The 15,433-nt window shown below is 73.6% G+C and carries 17 protein-coding genes; 10 read left to right on the forward strand and 7 right to left on the reverse strand.

Going from position 1 to position 15,433, the window contains the following annotated elements:
- Positions 1-116: 116 nt before the first annotated feature.
- Both QFZ64_RS22680 and QFZ64_RS22685 read right to left on the reverse strand, forming a co-directional pair.
- Complete coding sequence (locus QFZ64_RS22680; protein ID WP_307068544.1) at positions 117-1,022, reverse strand: transglutaminase-like domain-containing protein; 906 nt, start codon at positions 1,020-1,022, stop codon at positions 117-119.
- A gap of 3 nt (positions 1,023-1,025) precedes the next feature.
- Entirely contained in the window at positions 1,026-2,075 is a 1,050-nt protein-coding gene (locus QFZ64_RS22685; RefSeq protein ID WP_307068545.1) for a GNAT family N-acetyltransferase, read from the reverse strand.
- A gap of 140 nt (positions 2,076-2,215) precedes the next feature.
- Between QFZ64_RS22685 and fdxA the strand changes: the two genes are divergently transcribed.
- Positions 2,216-2,536, forward strand: a complete 321-nt coding sequence (gene fdxA / locus QFZ64_RS22690) for a ferredoxin (RefSeq protein WP_307068547.1) — start codon at positions 2,216-2,218, stop codon at positions 2,534-2,536.
- 198 nt (positions 2,537-2,734) lie between these two features.
- Positions 2,735-3,838, forward strand: a complete 1,104-nt coding sequence (locus tag QFZ64_RS22695) for a bifunctional succinyldiaminopimelate transaminase/glutamate-prephenate aminotransferase (RefSeq protein ID WP_307068548.1) — start codon at positions 2,735-2,737, stop codon at positions 3,836-3,838.
- Between the two features lie 82 nt (positions 3,839-3,920).
- On the opposite strand, the gene QFZ64_RS22700 is transcribed toward QFZ64_RS22695, so the two are convergent.
- Positions 3,921-4,337: an ATP-binding protein gene (locus QFZ64_RS22700; protein ID WP_307068550.1), complete on the reverse strand. Its 417-nt coding sequence runs from the start codon at positions 4,335-4,337 to the stop codon at positions 3,921-3,923.
- Positions 4,338-4,748: 411 nt separating this feature from the next.
- On the reverse strand, positions 4,749-5,828 hold the full coding sequence (locus QFZ64_RS22705) for a heavy metal transporter (RefSeq protein ID WP_307068552.1): 1,080 nt from the start codon (positions 5,826-5,828) through the stop codon (positions 4,749-4,751).
- Between the two features lie 118 nt (positions 5,829-5,946).
- Between QFZ64_RS22705 and dapE the strand changes: the two genes are divergently transcribed.
- Together dapE and QFZ64_RS22715 are read left to right on the forward strand one after the other, a co-directional pair.
- The gene (dapE, locus tag QFZ64_RS22710) at positions 5,947-7,026 is read left to right on the forward strand and encodes a succinyl-diaminopimelate desuccinylase (protein ID WP_307068553.1); all 1,080 of its coding nucleotides are present in this window, start codon (positions 5,947-5,949) and stop codon (positions 7,024-7,026) included.
- A gap of 108 nt (positions 7,027-7,134) precedes the next feature.
- Positions 7,135-7,893 carry a TIGR00730 family Rossman fold protein gene (locus tag QFZ64_RS22715; protein WP_307068556.1) on the forward strand — a complete coding sequence of 253 codons (759 nt, stop codon included), beginning with the start codon at positions 7,135-7,137 and terminating at the stop codon, positions 7,891-7,893.
- 68 nt (positions 7,894-7,961) lie between these two features.
- Here the strand turns inward: QFZ64_RS22715 and folP are convergent, their stop codons facing one another.
- Positions 7,962-8,822, reverse strand: a complete 861-nt coding sequence (folP, locus tag QFZ64_RS22720) for a dihydropteroate synthase (RefSeq protein ID WP_307068558.1) — start codon at positions 8,820-8,822, stop codon at positions 7,962-7,964.
- A 127-nt stretch (positions 8,823-8,949) separates the two neighbouring features.
- Between folP and QFZ64_RS22725 the strand changes: the two genes are divergently transcribed.
- Both QFZ64_RS22725 and QFZ64_RS22730 read left to right on the forward strand, forming a co-directional pair.
- Positions 8,950-9,318 (forward strand): DivIVA domain-containing protein, encoded by a 369-nt coding sequence (locus QFZ64_RS22725; protein WP_307068560.1) that lies wholly within the window; start codon positions 8,950-8,952, stop codon positions 9,316-9,318.
- Positions 9,315-9,896 carry a DNA-3-methyladenine glycosylase I gene (locus tag QFZ64_RS22730; RefSeq protein WP_307068562.1) on the forward strand — a complete coding sequence of 194 codons (582 nt, stop codon included), beginning with the start codon at positions 9,315-9,317 and terminating at the stop codon, positions 9,894-9,896. Before QFZ64_RS22725 ends, QFZ64_RS22730 begins: the two co-directional genes overlap by 4 nt.
- A 182-nt stretch (positions 9,897-10,078) precedes the next feature.
- Here the strand turns inward: QFZ64_RS22730 and QFZ64_RS22735 are convergent, their stop codons facing one another.
- Entirely contained in the window at positions 10,079-10,882 is an 804-nt protein-coding gene (locus QFZ64_RS22735; RefSeq protein WP_307068564.1) for an enoyl-CoA hydratase/isomerase family protein, read from the reverse strand.
- 431 nt (positions 10,883-11,313) lie between these two features.
- On the opposite strand from QFZ64_RS22735, the gene QFZ64_RS22740 reads away from it, so the two are divergent.
- On the forward strand, positions 11,314-11,481 hold the full coding sequence (locus tag QFZ64_RS22740) for a DUF3117 domain-containing protein (protein WP_003966491.1): 168 nt from the start codon (positions 11,314-11,316) through the stop codon (positions 11,479-11,481).
- Between the two features lie 124 nt (positions 11,482-11,605).
- Here QFZ64_RS22740 and QFZ64_RS22745 read toward each other — a convergent pair whose 3' ends face one another.
- Positions 11,606-12,304 carry an O-methyltransferase gene (locus QFZ64_RS22745; RefSeq protein WP_307071827.1) on the reverse strand — a complete coding sequence of 233 codons (699 nt, stop codon included), beginning with the start codon at positions 12,302-12,304 and terminating at the stop codon, positions 11,606-11,608.
- 234 nt (positions 12,305-12,538) lie between these two features.
- On the opposite strand from QFZ64_RS22745, the gene sigE reads away from it, so the two are divergent.
- From sigE to QFZ64_RS22760, 3 genes are all read left to right on the forward strand, one after another.
- Positions 12,539-13,243 (forward strand): RNA polymerase sigma factor SigE, encoded by a 705-nt coding sequence (gene sigE, locus QFZ64_RS22750; protein ID WP_307068566.1) that lies wholly within the window; start codon positions 12,539-12,541, stop codon positions 13,241-13,243.
- Complete coding sequence (locus QFZ64_RS22755; protein ID WP_307068568.1) at positions 13,240-14,184, forward strand: zf-HC2 domain-containing protein; 945 nt, start codon at positions 13,240-13,242, stop codon at positions 14,182-14,184. Before sigE ends, QFZ64_RS22755 begins: the two co-directional genes overlap by 4 nt.
- A 144-nt stretch (positions 14,185-14,328) precedes the next feature.
- Complete coding sequence (locus QFZ64_RS22760) at positions 14,329-15,294, forward strand: S1C family serine protease (RefSeq protein WP_307068570.1); 966 nt, start codon at positions 14,329-14,331, stop codon at positions 15,292-15,294.
- Positions 15,295-15,433 lie beyond the last annotated feature (139 nt).

Below are 15,433 nucleotides of genomic sequence, written 5' to 3' on the forward strand. Positions count from 1 at the left end.
CGGGACCCGACGCCGCTCCGTGTGGACCCGGGTATCGCTTGCGTGGGTGCCGACACCGCGCCCCGCGTGGGCCCCCGCACCGACCGTGGAGGCCCCGCAGCGACCCCGCGCCCCCGTCAGTTCAGGCGGGCGCGCGCCCCCCGCGCCTCCGCACGGACCGTGTCCGCCGCCGCCTCGTCCAGCGCCCCCACCACCTCCGCGTACGCCTCCAGCTGCTCGGCCCCCGCCAGGAACTCCCCCCGGAGCACCAGCGTGCGCGCGTACTCGTACCGCAGTCGTGCCGGGTGCGCCGGCAGACGCAGCGACAGCTCCAGCGCCCACAGGGCGACGTCCGACCGCTCGGGCCGGGCGGCGGCCCACGCACGGACGTTGTTCAGGACGCGGAGCACGATCTCCAGCGGATCCGCCGGTGTCAGCATCGCCGGATCCAGCGCCGCCCCCGTCGTCCCGGCGACCAGCAGCTCCGCGTCGTCCCCGGTCAGCACCCGGCCCCCGGCGAACGGATCCGCCAGGACCTGCTCGCCCCCCGAACCGAACCCGCCACCCGCGCCGAGCTCTTCGACGGAGCCGAACCCCACCACGAAGTGTCCCGGCAGTGCCACCCCGTACACCGGCGCCCCGGCCCGCCGGGCCACCTCCATCCACAGCACCGACAGCAGGATCGGCAGCCCGCGCCGGCGTCGCAGCACCTCGTGCAGCAGGGACGACTCCAGCCGCTGGTAGTCGGCCGGCGTCCCCGCGAACCCGAGGCGCCCGCCGAGGAGTTCGGCCAGGGCCCTCGCCCAGGAACGCGGCCCGCCGGGCCGGAACGGCAGCTGCCCGGCCAGCTCGTCCAGCCGGACGTCGACCGCGTCCGTCCCGGCGTCGTCCAGCGTGCCGTCCGCCGCCGCGCCCACGAGCAGGCAGAGCGTGGCGAGGTCGGGCCGCTTCGCCCTGGCCTCCTCCGCGAACCGCCGCCGTACCTCCTCGCCCCGCTCCCGCCCCGGCGGAACCGGTCGTGCCGGTGGCCACACCCCGGCCATGCCTCAGTCGTCCCGGCCGGGGCCGCCGTCGGCGTCCGGCTCCCGGAAGTGGTGGTACGCGTGGTGCGCGGTGAACCCGAGCCGCGCATACAGCGCACGCGCCCCCGCGTTGTCCGACTCCACCTGGAGCCAGCCCGCCGAGGCTCCCTCCTGAAGCGCACGCCCGGCCAGCGCGGCCATCACCGCCGTGGCGAGCCCGCGCCGGCGCAGGCCGGGGTCGACCTCGACCGCCGCGAACCCGGCCCACCGCCCGTCCACGACGAGCCGCCCGATCGCGGCGGGGGCGGCACCGCCATCGCGACCGTCCCCGTCGGCGGGAACGGTCGCGAACCACACCGACGGCCCGCTCCCGAGCACCCGCAGCGCCACCTCGCTCACCCCCTTGCGCTGGTAGCGCCGCAGCCACCGCTCGTCGGCCGTGCGGGTCAGCAGGACGTCCTCCGGTGCCGTCGGGCCCGGCGCCCGGTCCACGAGCGGGGCGAGCGCGCCGGTCCACAGTTCGGCCGTCACCTCACGCCGCCAGCCGCGCCTCGTCAGCTCGGCGCACAGCGCCTCCTCCGTGCCCTCGCCGCCCGTCGCCGCCTGCACGTACGCGGGCAGCCCGCGGGCCGCGTACCAGCGCCGTACGGCCGCGAGCGCGTCGTCGAGCGGCACACCGGGATCGCCCAGCGGCAGCGCCGAGTTGGCGCGGCGGGTGAACCCGGACGCCGCCCGCAGTTCCCACTCGCCGAGCCGCTCCCGCTCCACCGGCTGCCAGGCCCTGGCCGCGACCCGCGCCAGTTCCGCGTACGACGCGGCGGGGCCCCGGCGACGCGCCCGGGCGGTCGGCACCACCTTGCCCGCCACCAGCACATTTTCCGCGATCCGGACGATCTCGCCGTCCCGTCGTGTGATCAGCAGCACACCGTCGTCCCATGATGTGAGAACGCCGACGGTGTCAGTGAACTTCTCACCCCTGGTGGCATGTTCGGTCCGGCGTCGCACCGAAACGCGTTTGCCCACGTCAGCGGCGGTGAGGCGGACCTCGAGCCGTCCGCCCTCAGAGATTTCCACAGGTCGGTCCACCCCTCCTGTTCGGATCATGCCCCGGAACGGAGATACTAGGTGCGGGCATCGACGACGCCGCGCTCCCGCGCGCCAGGCGGCGGAGCCTGAGGAGGCCCGCCAGCGCCCTATCGAGGAGGAACGACAGCGTGACCTACGTCATCGCAGAGCCTTGTGTCGACGTCAAGGACAAGGCGTGCATCGAGGAGTGCCCGGTCGACTGCATCTACGAGGGCCAGCGGTCCTTGTACATCCACCCGGACGAATGCGTCGACTGTGGTGCCTGTGAACCGGTCTGCCCGGTCGAGGCGATCTTCTACGAGGACGACACTCCGGAGGAGTGGAAGGACTACTACAAGGCGAACGTCGAGTTCTTCGACGAGCTCGGCTCGCCCGGCGGGGCCAGCAAGCTGGGTCTCATCGAGCGCGACCACCCGTTCGTCGCGGCGCTGCCCCCGATGAACCAGTAGTCGTCGCCCCGGACGACGCTCGACGGCACGCACGCAGGGCACGCACATACGTCCGTGTGCGCGCGTGCCGCCCCGGTCCCGTACGGCGCTCACCGCGCCGTGCGGGACCGAGGCGTTCGGGCCCGAGCCGACCCGCCCCGCCCGTGCCGCAAGCCGTGCGGCCGGGGGCGCCGGAGAGAAGAAAGAGAGCCGATTCCCGTGTCCGCAGTCTCCGACCGCCTTCCCGTCTTCCCCTGGGACAAGCTCGAGCCGTACAAGGCGACGGCCGCGGGGCACCCGGACGGGATCGTCGATCTGTCCGTCGGTACCCCGGTGGACCCGGTGCCCGACCTGATCCAGAAGGCACTGGTCGCCGCGGCCGACTCGCCGGGCTACCCGACGGTCTGGGGCACGCCCGCGCTGCGCGACGCGATCACCGGCTGGGCGGAACGCCGGCTCGGAGGCCGCGATCTCACGCACCGGCACGTGCTGCCGATCGTCGGCTCCAAGGAACTGGTCGCCTGGCTGCCGACCCAGCTCGGCCTCGGCCCCGACGACACGGTCGCGTACCCGCGCCTCGCGTACCCGACGTACGAGGTGGGCGCACGTCTGGCCCGCGCACGGTACGTGGCCTACGACGATCCGACACAGCTGGACCCGGCCGGTCTGAAGCTGCTGTGGCTCAACTCGCCGTCGAACCCGACGGGGCGGGTGCTGGCCGGGGAGGAACTGGCCCGGATCGTGGCCTGGGCACGCGAGCACGGCGTGCTCGTCGTCTCCGACGAGTGCTACCTGGAGCTCGGCTGGGAGGCCGACCCGGTCTCCGTCCTGCACCCGGACGTCAACGGCGGCTCCTACGACGGCGTCGTCGCCGTCCATTCCCTGTCCAAGCGGTCCAACCTGGCCGGTTATCGCGCGGCGTTCCTCGTCGGCGACCCGGCGGTCCTCGGGCCGCTGCTGGAGATCCGCAAGCACGGCGGGATGATGACGTCCGCGCCGACGCAGGCCGCGGTGGTCGCCGCGCTCTCCGACGACGCGCACGTGCGGGAGCAGCGGGAGCGGTACGCGGCGCGCCGGGCGACGCTGCGCGAGGCGCTCCTCGCGCACGGCTTCCGGATCGAGCACAGCGAGGCGAGCCTGTACCTGTGGGCGACGCGCGACGAGTCCTGCTGGGAAACGGTCGCGCACCTGGCGGACCGGGGCATCCTCGTCGCCCCCGGCGACTTCTACGGCCCGGCAGGCGCCCGCTTCGTCCGCGTGGCTCTGACCGCCACGGACGACAGGATCGACGCCGCGGCCGCCCGCCTTCGCAACAGGCCCTAGCCGGGAGCCGCCGGGCGTGTGCCGGGCGCGAGGAGAAACCCCCGGGTTCCCGGACCCGGGGGTTTCTCCTCGCGAGGACGCGTCAGTGCAGCGGCAGGCCGTTCACGGGGAGGCCGCCCGAGGGGGCCGACTTCGTCGCGGACGACGCCACGTCACCCAGCGCCCCGCCGGCCTTGCCCGCGGCCTCGCCCGTGGCCTTCTGTGCCACCGGCACCGCCGTCTTGACGACCTTGCCACCGGCCTTGCCCGCGGCCGGCACCGCCTTCTTGACCGTCTTGCCGCCCGTGTCACCCGCCACACCGGTGACGTGCTGGGTGGTGGTGTCGACGTGGTGGGCGACGTGCGCACCGTCCAGCGCGGTCACACCACCGAGGTCGGGCGTGGCGGGCAGGGCCGTCGTCGCCGCGTCGGCGGAACCGGCCGCACCGACCACGGGCGCCGCTCCCGCCGCGATGATCAGCGCGGCACGGGCGATCCGACGGGTCAGGGGGAGGGACATGTTGCTCCTTCGGACGGAAGAAATCGCTGGGTGTCCGGTGCGATTCGGCAGTTGATCGCCCCGGGGTCGGACGCAGTGACTACCGCTCCAGGGCCCTGAAGGTTGCGGCGGAACACGGTAAAGAGTTGGCAATGCATCGCATTATCGGGCGGGCGGAAATACGGGCAAAAGGTCCGCGCGGAAACACGGGCGGAATCCTCGCATCCCTTTTCCCGCAAGGAATTTCACCGGCGCGTGCACGACCCGTCCCACCCGGCCCGGCGGCCCGTTCCGACCCCCGGATGCGAGCGGGCCCCGTCGCCCCCACGGATGACGACCCGTACGACTGCCCGAGGGGCCGCCCGAGGGGCCGCCCGAGGCGCTGCCCGAGCGGCCGCCCGAGGGGCCGTCCGGGGTCGTGAGCGAGCGCGTTCAGTCCCCGGTGGCGATCCGGACGACATCCGCCGCGGCCGGTCCCGTTCCGGCGCCCCGGCTCTTCCCGTCGTCCCCGGTCCCGGCCCCCGTGCCCGGCCGAGGTCTTCGTCCGACCGTGCGCCATTCGTCGGCACGGTCGCCGCGCGACCACTCCCGGCCCGCGTAGGACACCCGCGCGATGTGCAGCGCGGAGGAGTTGGCCACCGCCCAGTGCGCCAGCTCCCAGCCCGTCCGCCGGGTGCGCACACCGGCCGGGGTCCCGTGCGGCACCGGCACGGTGACCGAGGCGTGCGTGTCCCGGTGGTGCCGGCCGGCGGAGGCGGGTGCCGCCGTGACGGAGGCCCGCACCCCCGCCCCCGTCCCCGCACCCGCCTCCGCCGGGGGGAGGACGTGCCGCCCGAAGTCCCGTTCGAGCGCCGCGCGTACCGCGTCCGGGCCGCCGTCCGGGGTCGGCGCCGGGCGCCCCTCGCAGGTGAGCGTGGCCGCCGAGCGGCCGGTCAGCGCGGTGGCGAGCAGCCTGGCGTCCGGTTCGTGCCGGGCGTAGGCCCGGGGAAAGCCGCTGCGCTGCACCCGCTGCGCGGCCACGGTGAGCGGCAGCCTCGTGTACCCCGGCACCTCGACCAGGCGGTCGTAGAACGCGCCCGCCGCGTACACCGGGTCCATGATCTGTCTCTTCGTCCCCCAGCCCTGCGAGGGGCGCTGCTGGAACAGGCCGAGCGAATCCCGGTCCCCGTGCCCGATGTTGTGCAGGCCCGACTCCTGCAGTGCCGTCGCCAGCGCGATGGTCACCGCCTGTTCCGGCAGCCCCCGGGAGGTGCCCACGGCGGAGATCGTCGCCGCGTTCGCCGCCTGCTCCGGCGTGAACTCGTACGACGTGCCGGCGTGCCCTGCCGCGACCCGGCAACGGGGCGCGCCTCCACCCCCGATGAGGTACTGCACGGTCAGATAGCCCGCCAGCGCGGTCAGGACGGCGAACGCCGCCCCCCAGCGCGCGAGGCGGCCACGCCGGGAGACGCCGGGGGCCGGGGAGTGGACGGGGGCGGGGGAGCGGGCCGGGAAGTGGGACGGTGTTGACACGGCGTACAAGGTACTGGACGGTACGCAACTGCGGGCGAGCCTGTGGACAACTTCCGGAACGAGTGATTCCGTCGGCTGCGGCAACAGCCCGCCCCGCCCGCCGCGTTAGGGTCGGACCATGGCCGACACCCCGCTTGACCTCACGCTGGACGCCGCGCGGCTCACCGCGCGACTCGTCGACTTCCGCTCCGAGAGCGGCACCGAGAAGCCGCTCGCCGACGCCGTCGAGGCCGCGCTGCGCGCCCTGCCGCACCTCACCGTCGACCGCCACGGCAACAACGTCGTCGCGCGGACGGAACTGGGCCGCTCCGAGCGTGTCGTCCTCGCGGGCCACATCGACACCGTACCCATCGCCGACAACGTCCCCTCCCGGCTGGACGAGGACGGCGTGCTGTGGGGCTGCGGCACCTGCGACATGAAGTCGGGCGTGGCGGTCCAGCTCCGCATCGCCGCGACGGTCCCGGCCCCCAACCGCGATCTGACCTTCGTCTTCTACGACAACGAGGAGGTCGCCGCCCACCTCAACGGCCTGCGGCACGTGGCCGAGGCGCACCCCGACTGGCTGCGCGGCGACTTCGCCGTCCTCCTGGAGCCCTCCGACGGCGAGGTCGAGGGCGGCTGCCAGGGCACCCTGCGGGTGCTGCTGAAGACATCCGGCGAGCGCGCGCACTCGGCGCGCGGCTGGATGGGCTCCAACGCCATCCACGCCGCCGCCCCGATCCTGGACAGACTGGCCGCCTACGAGCCGCGCCACCCGGTGATCGACGGGCTGGAGTACCGCGAGGGCCTCAACGCGGTCGGCATCTCCGGCGGGGTCGCCGGCAACGTCATCCCCGACGCGTGCGTGGTCACCGTCAACTTCCGCTACGCGCCCGACCGCAGCGAGGAGGAGGCGCTCGCGCACGTGCGCGAGGTCTTCGCGGACTGCGGGGTCGAGGAGTTCGTGGTCGACGACCACAGCCCCGGCGCACTGCCCGGCCTCTCCCACCCGGCCGCGGCCGCCTTCATCGAGGCGGTGGGCGGCGTCCCGCGGCCCAAGTACGGCTGGACGGACGTCTCCCGCTTCAGCGCGCTGGGCGTCCCCGCGGTCAACTACGGCCCGGGCAACCCGCACTTGGCCCACAAGCGCGACGAACGCGTCGACACGGCGAAGATCCTCGCCGCCGAGGAGCGGCTGCGCGCCTGGCTGACGTCGTGACGCCCCCGACATCCGGGGCGGCATGACCGTACATGCGTGGGTCCTCCGCGGGTAACCCGGGTGGATCTAGGCTGAAGCGGTACGACCGGTCGAACAGAGGGAGCGCGTATGCCCACAGGCAACCCCGAGGGCAAGAAGATGCCACCGGACGAGACGCGTGAGGGACCCGTGCTCCGCAGGCGGGGCCAGGTGCAGGAGAGCACGACGGACCAGCGGCTGCTGGACGAGCGCGCACCCACCGACTGGGTCCACACCGACCCCTGGCGGGTCCTGCGGATCCAGTCGGAGTTCATCGAGGGCTTCGGCACCCTGGCCGAACTGCCGCCCGCCATCAGCGTGTTCGGTTCCGCGCGGACCCCGGTGGACTCACCCGAGTACGACGCGGGCGTACGGCTCGGGCGGGGCCTGGTGGAGGCCGGCTTCGCGGTGATCACGGGCGGCGGGCCCGGGGCGATGGAGGCGGCCAACAAGGGCGCCTGTGAGGCGGGGGGCGTCTCGGTCGGCCTCGGCATCGAGCTGCCCTTCGAGCAGGGCCTCAACCAGTACGTCGACGTCGGCCTCAACTTCCGCTACTTCTTCGTGCGCAAGATGATGTTCGTCAAGTACGCCCAGGGCTTCGTGGTCCTCCCCGGTGGCCTCGGCACCCTCGACGAACTGTTCGAGGCCCTCACCCTCGTCCAGACCAAGAAGGTCACCCGCTTCCCGATCGTCCTGTTCGGCAGCGCGTACTGGGGCGGCCTCGTCGACTGGCTGCAGAACACCCTGATCGCCCAGGGCAAGGCCGCCCGGTCCGACCTGACCCTCTTCCACGTCACGGACGACGTGGAGGAAGCGGTGGCCCTGGTCTCGAAGGAGGCGGGGAGGTAGCGGTCGGGGGCGCGGGAAGGACAGGGGCGGCGGGGCGAGAAAACACCCCCCGCCCCCGGCGGCCCCCCCTACGCCAGCCCTCGCCTCGCGACCGCCGGACCCGCCCACCCCCCGATCGCGGACACCATGTCCAGCACCTGCCGCGTCTCTGCCACCTCATGCACCCGATACACCCGCGCCCCCAGCCACGCCGACACCGCCGTCGTCGCCAACGTCCCCACCACCCGCTCCTTCACCGGCCGGTCCAACGTCTCGCCCACGAAGTCCTTGTTGGACAGCGACACCAGCACCGGCCACCCCGTCGCGACCATCTCGCCCAGCCGCCGCGTCGCCTCCAGGCTGTGCCGCGTGTTCTTCCCGAAGTCGTGCCCGGGATCGATCAGCACCGACTCCCTCGGCACCCCCAGCGACACCGCCCGCTCGGCCAGCCCCAGCGTCACCCGCAGGATGTCCGCCATGACGTCGTCGTACGTCACCCGGTGCGGCCGCGTGCGCGGCTCCGCGCCGCCCGCGTGCGTGCACACGAGCCCCACCCCGTACCGCGCCGCGACCTCCGCCAGCCCCGGATCGACGCCGCCCCACGCGTCGTTGAGCAGGTCCGCCCCCGCCTCGCAGGCCGCCTCGCCGACCTCGGCCCGCCAGGTGTCGACGCTGATGATCACGTCGGGGAAGCGCCGCCGCACCTCCGCCACGAAGCCGACCGTCCGCCGCGCCTCCTCCTCGGCGGTCACCTCCTCGCCCGGCCCGGCCTTGACCCCGCCGATGTCGATGACGGCGGCGCCCTCGGACACCGCCTGCTCCACGCGTGCGAGGGCAGGCTCGTCGCGGAACGTCGCTCCCCGGTCGTAGAAGGAGTCCGGGGTCCGGTTCACGATCGCCATGATCACCGGCTCGTGCTCGCCGAATTCGCGCCCGCCCAGCCTGAGCATCCCCTGTGACCTCTTCCCCTGCGTCCGCTTTGTTGACCGCCTGCGACCCTAACTGTCGGACCCGCATGGCACGATCGGAGCCGAGCACTTCCCCGACCCTTCAGAACCGAGAGCGTGGACCCCGGCGATGTTGATGTTTCTGTTCCTGGTCGTCGCGCTCGCCGTCGTGGTCGCCGCGGTGACCCTGGCCGTGGTGGGCGGCGGCGAGAACGCGCCCCTGCCCGAGGTGGCACCGGAGCGGCTGAGGGATCCGCTGCCCCCGGACCGCCCGGTGAGCAGGGCGGACGTGGAGGGCCTGCGCTTCCCGCTCGCCGCCCGCGGCTACCGGATGGCCGACGTCGACGACGCCCTCGGCCGGCTGGGGGCCGAGCTCGCCGAGCGCGACGCCCGCATCGCCCACCTGGAGTCCGCGCTGGCCGGCGCCCGTGCGCCCGGCCCGGTGCCGCTGCACAAGCCGGACCAGCGGGGCGAGCCGAACGACGGGGGCGACCAGTGACCGCCGGCGTGGCCCTGGCGGGCGCGGACGGCCTGCCGCGCTGCCCGTGGGCGCTGTCCACCGAGGACTACGTGAAGTACCACGACGAGGAGTGGGGCCGGCCCGTCCACGGCGACGACGCGCTGTACGAGCGGCTCAGTCTGGAGGCGTTCCAGTCCGGGCTGTCCTGGCTCACGATCCTGCGCCGCCGCGAGGGGTTCCGGACCGCGTTCGCCGACTTCAAGATCGCGGCGGTGGCCGAGTTCACGGAGACGGACGCGGAGCGGCTGCTGGGGGACGCGGGGATCATCCGCAACCGGCTGAAGATCGAGGCGACGCTCGCCAACGCGCGGGTACTGGCCCAGTGGGCGCCGGGGGAGCTGGACGGGCTGATCTGGTCCTACGCCCCGGAGGCGGAGGGGCGGCCGGTGCCCCGGACGTCGGCCGATGTGCCGGCGGTGACACCGGAGTCGACGGCGCTGTCGAAGGCGTTGAAGAAGCGGGGGCTGCGGTTCGTGGGGCCCACGACGGCGTACGCCCTCATGCAGGCGTGCGGCCTGGTCGACGACCACCTCGCCGACTGCGTGTCCCGCGGGTGAATTCCCCGCGCCCCTGAAAAGGGGCGCGGGGTTGTGTCGACATGCGGCTCCGCCGCGTGGACGCGATCTTTTCGGGTCTCCGGTGGCGAAGCCCCCGGAGGCGGGACGGGAAGGGGCGGCGGGGCGGAAAAGCCCGGGTGAACCCGCACTCGCACCCGCATCCCCTCACCGCCCCGTGAACCTCACCGTCCCGTGAACCTCACCGCGCGCTTCTCGACGAACGCCTGGACCGCCGCCGCGTGGTCCTCGGACGCCCCCGCCCGCGTCTGCAGCTCGTCCTCCTTCTCCAGCGCCTCCCCCAGCGACCGCGACAACCCGTACGCCACCGACTCCTTGAGCGCCGCGTACGCCAGCGTCGGCCCCTCGGCCAGCCCCCGCGCCACCGCCTCCGCCTCCGCCCGCAACTCCGCCCCCGGTACCACGCGGTCGGCGATCCCCAGCTCCCGCGCCTCCTGCGCCAGTACCTTCCGCGGGAACATCAGCAGGTCCATCGCCCGTCCCGGCCCGACCACCCGCGGCAGCGTCCACGAGAGCCCGGAGTCCGCGCTCAGCGCGACCCCCGCGAACGACGTGTTGAACGACGCCGTGTCCGCCACGATCCGGTAGTCCGCCGCGAGCGCGAACCCGAAGCCCGCGCCCGCCGCGACCCCGTTCACCGCCGCCACCACCGGCTTCGGCGCCTCCGCCAGCGCCCGCACGATCGGGTTGTAGTGCTCCCGCACGGTGGACATCGTCCGCCCGGAGCCGTCCTCCCGGTCCGCCGCCAGCAGCCCGACGTGCTCCTTGAGGTCCTGGCCCACGCAGAACGCCCGCTCGCCGGCCGCGGTGAGCAGGATCGCCCGTACGGCCGAGTCCCCGGCGGCCGATCGCGCCGCGTCCCGCAGAGCCTCCTTGGTGACGACGTTCAGCGCGTTCATCGCCTCCGGACGGTTCAGCACGATCGTCGCGAGCCCGTCGTTCACCTCGTACAGCACGGTGTCGGCCATGGGGTCCCCTCGAAGCAGGTCGTAGTGCGCGGTTCGTGGCGCGGTCCGTGGTGCGGTGCTGCCATGACTCGACGTACCCACCGGTATGTCGAGCCCATGCGTACCGTCCGAAGGACAGCATGGCGGAGTTCCCGGGCGGCCGACCGGCGGGCGCGTGTGACCTGCGTCAAAGAACCGCGGCCCGGATCCGGCACCGAAATGGCCCGCGGGGCGGCGAAGTATCGCAGCAGCATCCCCGAATTGAGTGGTTTTGCTCGCGCGCGTTGCCCAAGCGATGCCGACTGATGTTGGTCATCGGGTCCGGGGATGCGGGATAATGGCAGGGAAGCAATGTGTTCGATGCCGGTGTCGTGTGTCCATCGAGGGACCGCGTGCCCTTTTCGCGGGGGCCGTCGGCTGACGATGACCTGGTTTCAGGAAGGGGAACGAGCATGGCGGCCATGAAGCCGCGGACGGGTGATGGCCCGCTCGAGGTGACCAAGGAGGGGCGGGGCATCGTCATGCGCGTTCCGCTCGAAGGCGGGGGCCGACTCGTCGTCGAGCTGACCCCGGACGAGGCCGACGCGCTCGGCGACGCCCTCAAGAAGGTCGTCGGCTGAGGCGCAAGCGGCCCTTACCCCCTTCAACGGCCCAGGCATCGCGACGATGATGCCTGGGCCGCTCGCTTCTCCACAGCCGTCCCGGGCTCGGGGCTCGGCCGTCCGACGCCGGGCACCGGACGGCTCAGCGCTTGACCGCGCACAGCAGGCCGTCGCCCACCGGCAGCAGCGACGGCACCAGGTCCTGGCTCTCCCGCACCGCTCGCAGCAGTTCACGCAGCCGCACCACCTCGGCGGGCTGCGGTCCGGAGTCGATGGTGCGTCCGTCGGCGAAGACGCCCTCGAAGACGACCAGCCCACCCGGCCGCAGAAGACGCAACGATTCAGCGAGATAGTCGAGGCATTCCATGCGGTCGCCGTCGCAGAACATCAGGTCGTAGCCGGCGTCGGCGAGCCGGGGCAGTACGTCCAGAGCCCGGCCGGGGATGAACCGGGCCCGGTTGCTGGCGAAACCGGCCGCGCGGAAGGCCTGCCGGGCGAACTGCTGACGTTCCGGCTCGGGGTCGACCGTGGTCAGCACGCCGTCCGGGCGCATGCCGTGCAGCAGGTGGATGCCCGACACGCCGGTGCCGGTGCCGATCTCCGCCACGGCCTTGGCGTCGACGGTGGCCGCGAGCAACCGCAGGGCCGCACCCGCGCCGGGCGACACCGAGCGCAGCCCTGCCTCCCGGGCCCGCTCCCGGGCCCAGTGCAGCGCGTCGTCCTCGGCGACAAAGGCGTCGGCGAACGCCCAGCTCGTCTGCCGGTTGGCGGTAATGACCCTCTCCTGTCCCCGTTGTTGCCTCGGCGTGACTGTATCCGTTGGCGTCGGGAACCCGCAGATGGGACCGGGCGTTAAAAGGGACGACGAAGCCGACGGGGGAGTGAGCGGGGGCGGGAGATGACGAAGTGCGTCGAGCAAGTGCTGACGCAGCCGTATGAGCCGGATCAGCGCGTATCAAATTCTCGTAAAACCGCTTATCCGGAGCTAACGGGCGGGGTGGCTATGGTAGGGGCTCCACTGGACACCACCAGAGCCGACAGGGGAGGTGCGGCCGCGCGCGAGGAACGGGGAGGAGTGTTTCGACGACTTCTCGGCTCGGCGGGCAGGCCTAAATCCGTGACCGACACCGCTGACAGCATCCAGGCTGCCGACTCCGCTCAGACAGCGACCTTCTCCACTGAAGCGGACTCGCAGGCGTGGACTCCGCCCACCTGGGAGGAGATCGTCAGCACGCACAGTGGCCGCGTCTACCGCCTCGCCTACCGTCTGACGGGCAACCAGCACGACGCCGAGGACCTCACCCAGGAGGTCTTCGTCCGCGTCTTCCGCTCCCTGTCGACGTACACGCCCGGCACCTTCGAGGGCTGGCTGCACCGCATCACCACCAACCTGTTCCTCGACATGGTCCGCCGCAAGCAGCGCATCCGCTTCGACGCCCTGGGGGACGACGCGGCCGAGCGGCTGCCCAGCCGCGAGCCCACCCCCCAGCAGATCTTCAACGACGCGCACTTCGACGCGGACGTGCAGCAGGCGCTCGACACGCTCGCGCCCGAGTTCCGCGCGGCCGTCGTCCTCTGCGACATCGAGGGCCTTTCCTACGAGGAGATCGCCGCCACCCTCGGCGTCAAGCTCGGCACGGTCCGCTCCCGCATCCACCGGGGCCGCTCCCAGCTCCGCAAGGCACTCGCCCACCGGTCCCCCGAGGCGCGAGCCGAGAAGCGACGCGGTTTCGCGTTTCCGGGAGTGCCCGCGCTGGGAGGAGGGGGCGCGACCGCGTGACTGGATCACGTCGTCCCACACCGGCCGAGCAGCACCTGGGAGACCGGCTCTCCGCCCTGGTGGACGGAGAGCTCGGCCACGAGTCGCGTGAGCGCGTCCTGGCACACCTCGCCACCTGCGCGAAGTGCAAGGCCGAGGCGGACGCCCAGCGGCAGTTGAAGAGTGTCTTCGCCAAGGCCGCGCCGCCGCCGCCGTCCGCGAGCTTCCTGGCCAGGCTGCAGTGCCTGCCCGCCGGGGGTGACTCCGACGACGACGCCGGCCCGCCGCCGTCCGGGTTCGCGCGCGGCGGCCGTCCGGGGCGGGCGGCCCCGGAATCCGGGCTGTTCGGTGTCCTGGCCGATCCCTTCCGCTACGTCCCCTCGGGCGCCCACGCGACTGCGCTGTCCCCGTCCGAGGACCACGCGCTCTCCGGCGACCCCGGCGGCGACCGCGGCTTCCGCATCGCCCACGTGGGCCGTCCCGAGGAGCGCGCGGCCTCGCGCGGGCTGCGGTTCGCGTTCGTCGCGGCCGGAGCCGTGTCGCTGGCCGCCATCGCGCTCGGCGGGGTGACCGCGGGGAGCCCCGCGGACCCGGCGTCACAGGCGCGGGGCGCGGGGGCCGGCAGCAACGTCGGCCCGGCACAGGCGGCGGCCACGACGGCGGCGACGACGGAGAACCGCAGGCGCCGTGCCGCCGGCCCCCTGCCGGCGCAGACGCGGCGGATACAGGAGGACGCGGCGGTGTCCGTGGGCGTCGGCGCACCCCTGCTGCCGGGGACACCGGAGTCGGGAGGAGCGCAGGCGCGGGACATGGCGCAGTCCCTGACGGCACCGGTGGCGGCCGGGGCGGTCGTCGGATCCCCGCTGATCCGTGCCCTCACGACGGTGAGCCCCCTCCGGCTCGGCGCCTGGCCCGCGCCCCCCGGCCTGACACCCCCGCCCCTCCCGCCGACGCTGCCGTGACCGCCGCTTCCGGGCAGCTCCGCCCGCACTGGCCGTCCCCGAGGACCCGTCCTCGGGGACGGCCAGTGCGGGCGGGGACGCAGGCGAGGAAAAAGAGGTCCGGACCTGGTTGAATCCGGGGAGGCGCGCTCCCACGGAGGAACCATGACCCAGGACGGCGACATCGAGCCGGGCCTCTCCCACCCGCCCGTCACCACCGCCCCCGCCACGCCTCCCTGGCACCGGTACGACCCGTGGTCACCCACCCCCTTCCAGGACGTCCCCGCCCCCGCGCCCCGGCGCCCCCGCACACCTCGCCGCACCGTCCTCGCCGCCGCCCTCGCGGTCTTCTTCGCCTCCGGCGCCGCGGGCCTCGCCATGGGCGCCTATCTGGAGCACGAGAACCTCCGGTCAACGCTCCCCGAGACCGGGCACGACCTCCCGGACCGCCCCGCCCGCAGCGTCCCCGACATCGCCGCCGACGCCCTTCCCGGCGTCGTCACCCTCCACGTCCGGGGCGTCGGCCGGCAGGACACCGGCACCGGCTTCGTCTTCGACACCCACGGCCGCATCCTGACCAACAACCACGTCGTCGCCCCCGGCGACTCCGACGACGGCGAGATATCCGTGACCTTCGCCGACGGCACGACCTCCCGCGCCACCCTCGTCGGCCGGGACGCCCACTCCGACCTGGCCGTCGTCGAGGCCGCGCACGCCGGGCACCTCACCCCGCTCCCCCTCGGCAACTCCGACGACGTCCGCGTCGGCGACCCGGTCGTGGCGATCGGCGCCCCCTTCGACCTGCCGGGCACCGTCACCGCCGGCATCGTCAGCGCCACCAGGCGGTCCGTCACCGCGAACGGCGAGAAGGGCGAGGGCGACGACGTGTCGTACACCGACGCGCTGCAGACCGACGCCCCGATCAACCCCGGCAACTCCGGCGGGCCCCTCCTCGACGGGCGCGCCCGCGTCGTCGGCATCAACTCCGCCATCCGCGCCGCCGACGCCGACGCGGACGCGGCGGAGGGCACGGCGGGCTCGATAGGGCTCGGCTTCGCCATCCCCGTCAACCACGCCCGGCGGGTCGCCGACCAGTTGATCGCCGAGGACCGCGCCGGGGGCACCGGTTGAACGCCCGAACCGGGGCGAACACCCCCTCCCACGCGGGGCACGGCAGGGAGAACGCGGCGTGTACAGGGGGTACGACGGCCCGGACGGTACCGGTCCCCGGGTGTCGGCGGGTACCGTGGACCCGGCCCGCACCACGGAA

The sequence above is a fragment of the Streptomyces sp. B3I8 genome, from assembly GCF_030816915.1.
GTDB lineage: Bacteria > Actinomycetota > Actinomycetes > Streptomycetales > Streptomycetaceae > Streptomyces.

Coding starts and splice junctions, on each gene's coding strand:
- QFZ64_RS22680 (WP_307068544.1), bottom strand. CDS start 1,022: ATGGCCGGGGTGTGGCCACCGGCACGACCGGTTCCGCCGGGGCGGGAG.
- QFZ64_RS22700 (WP_307068550.1), bottom strand. CDS start 4,337: ATGTCCCTCCCCCTGACCCGTCGGATCGCCCGTGCCGCGCTGATCATC.
- dapE (WP_307068553.1), top strand. CDS start 5,947: ATGGCCGACACCCCGCTTGACCTCACGCTGGACGCCGCGCGGCTCACC.
- QFZ64_RS22715 (WP_307068556.1), top strand. CDS start 7,135: ATGCCCACAGGCAACCCCGAGGGCAAGAAGATGCCACCGGACGAGACG.
- folP (WP_307068558.1), bottom strand. CDS start 8,822: ATGCTCAGGCTGGGCGGGCGCGAATTCGGCGAGCACGAGCCGGTGATC.
- QFZ64_RS22725 (WP_307068560.1), top strand. CDS start 8,950: ATGTTGATGTTTCTGTTCCTGGTCGTCGCGCTCGCCGTCGTGGTCGCC.
- QFZ64_RS22735 (WP_307068564.1), bottom strand. CDS start 10,882: ATGGCCGACACCGTGCTGTACGAGGTGAACGACGGGCTCGCGACGATC.
- QFZ64_RS22740 (WP_003966491.1), top strand. CDS start 11,314: ATGGCGGCCATGAAGCCGCGGACGGGTGATGGCCCGCTCGAGGTGACC.
- QFZ64_RS22760 (WP_307068570.1), top strand. CDS start 14,329: ATGACCCAGGACGGCGACATCGAGCCGGGCCTCTCCCACCCGCCCGTC.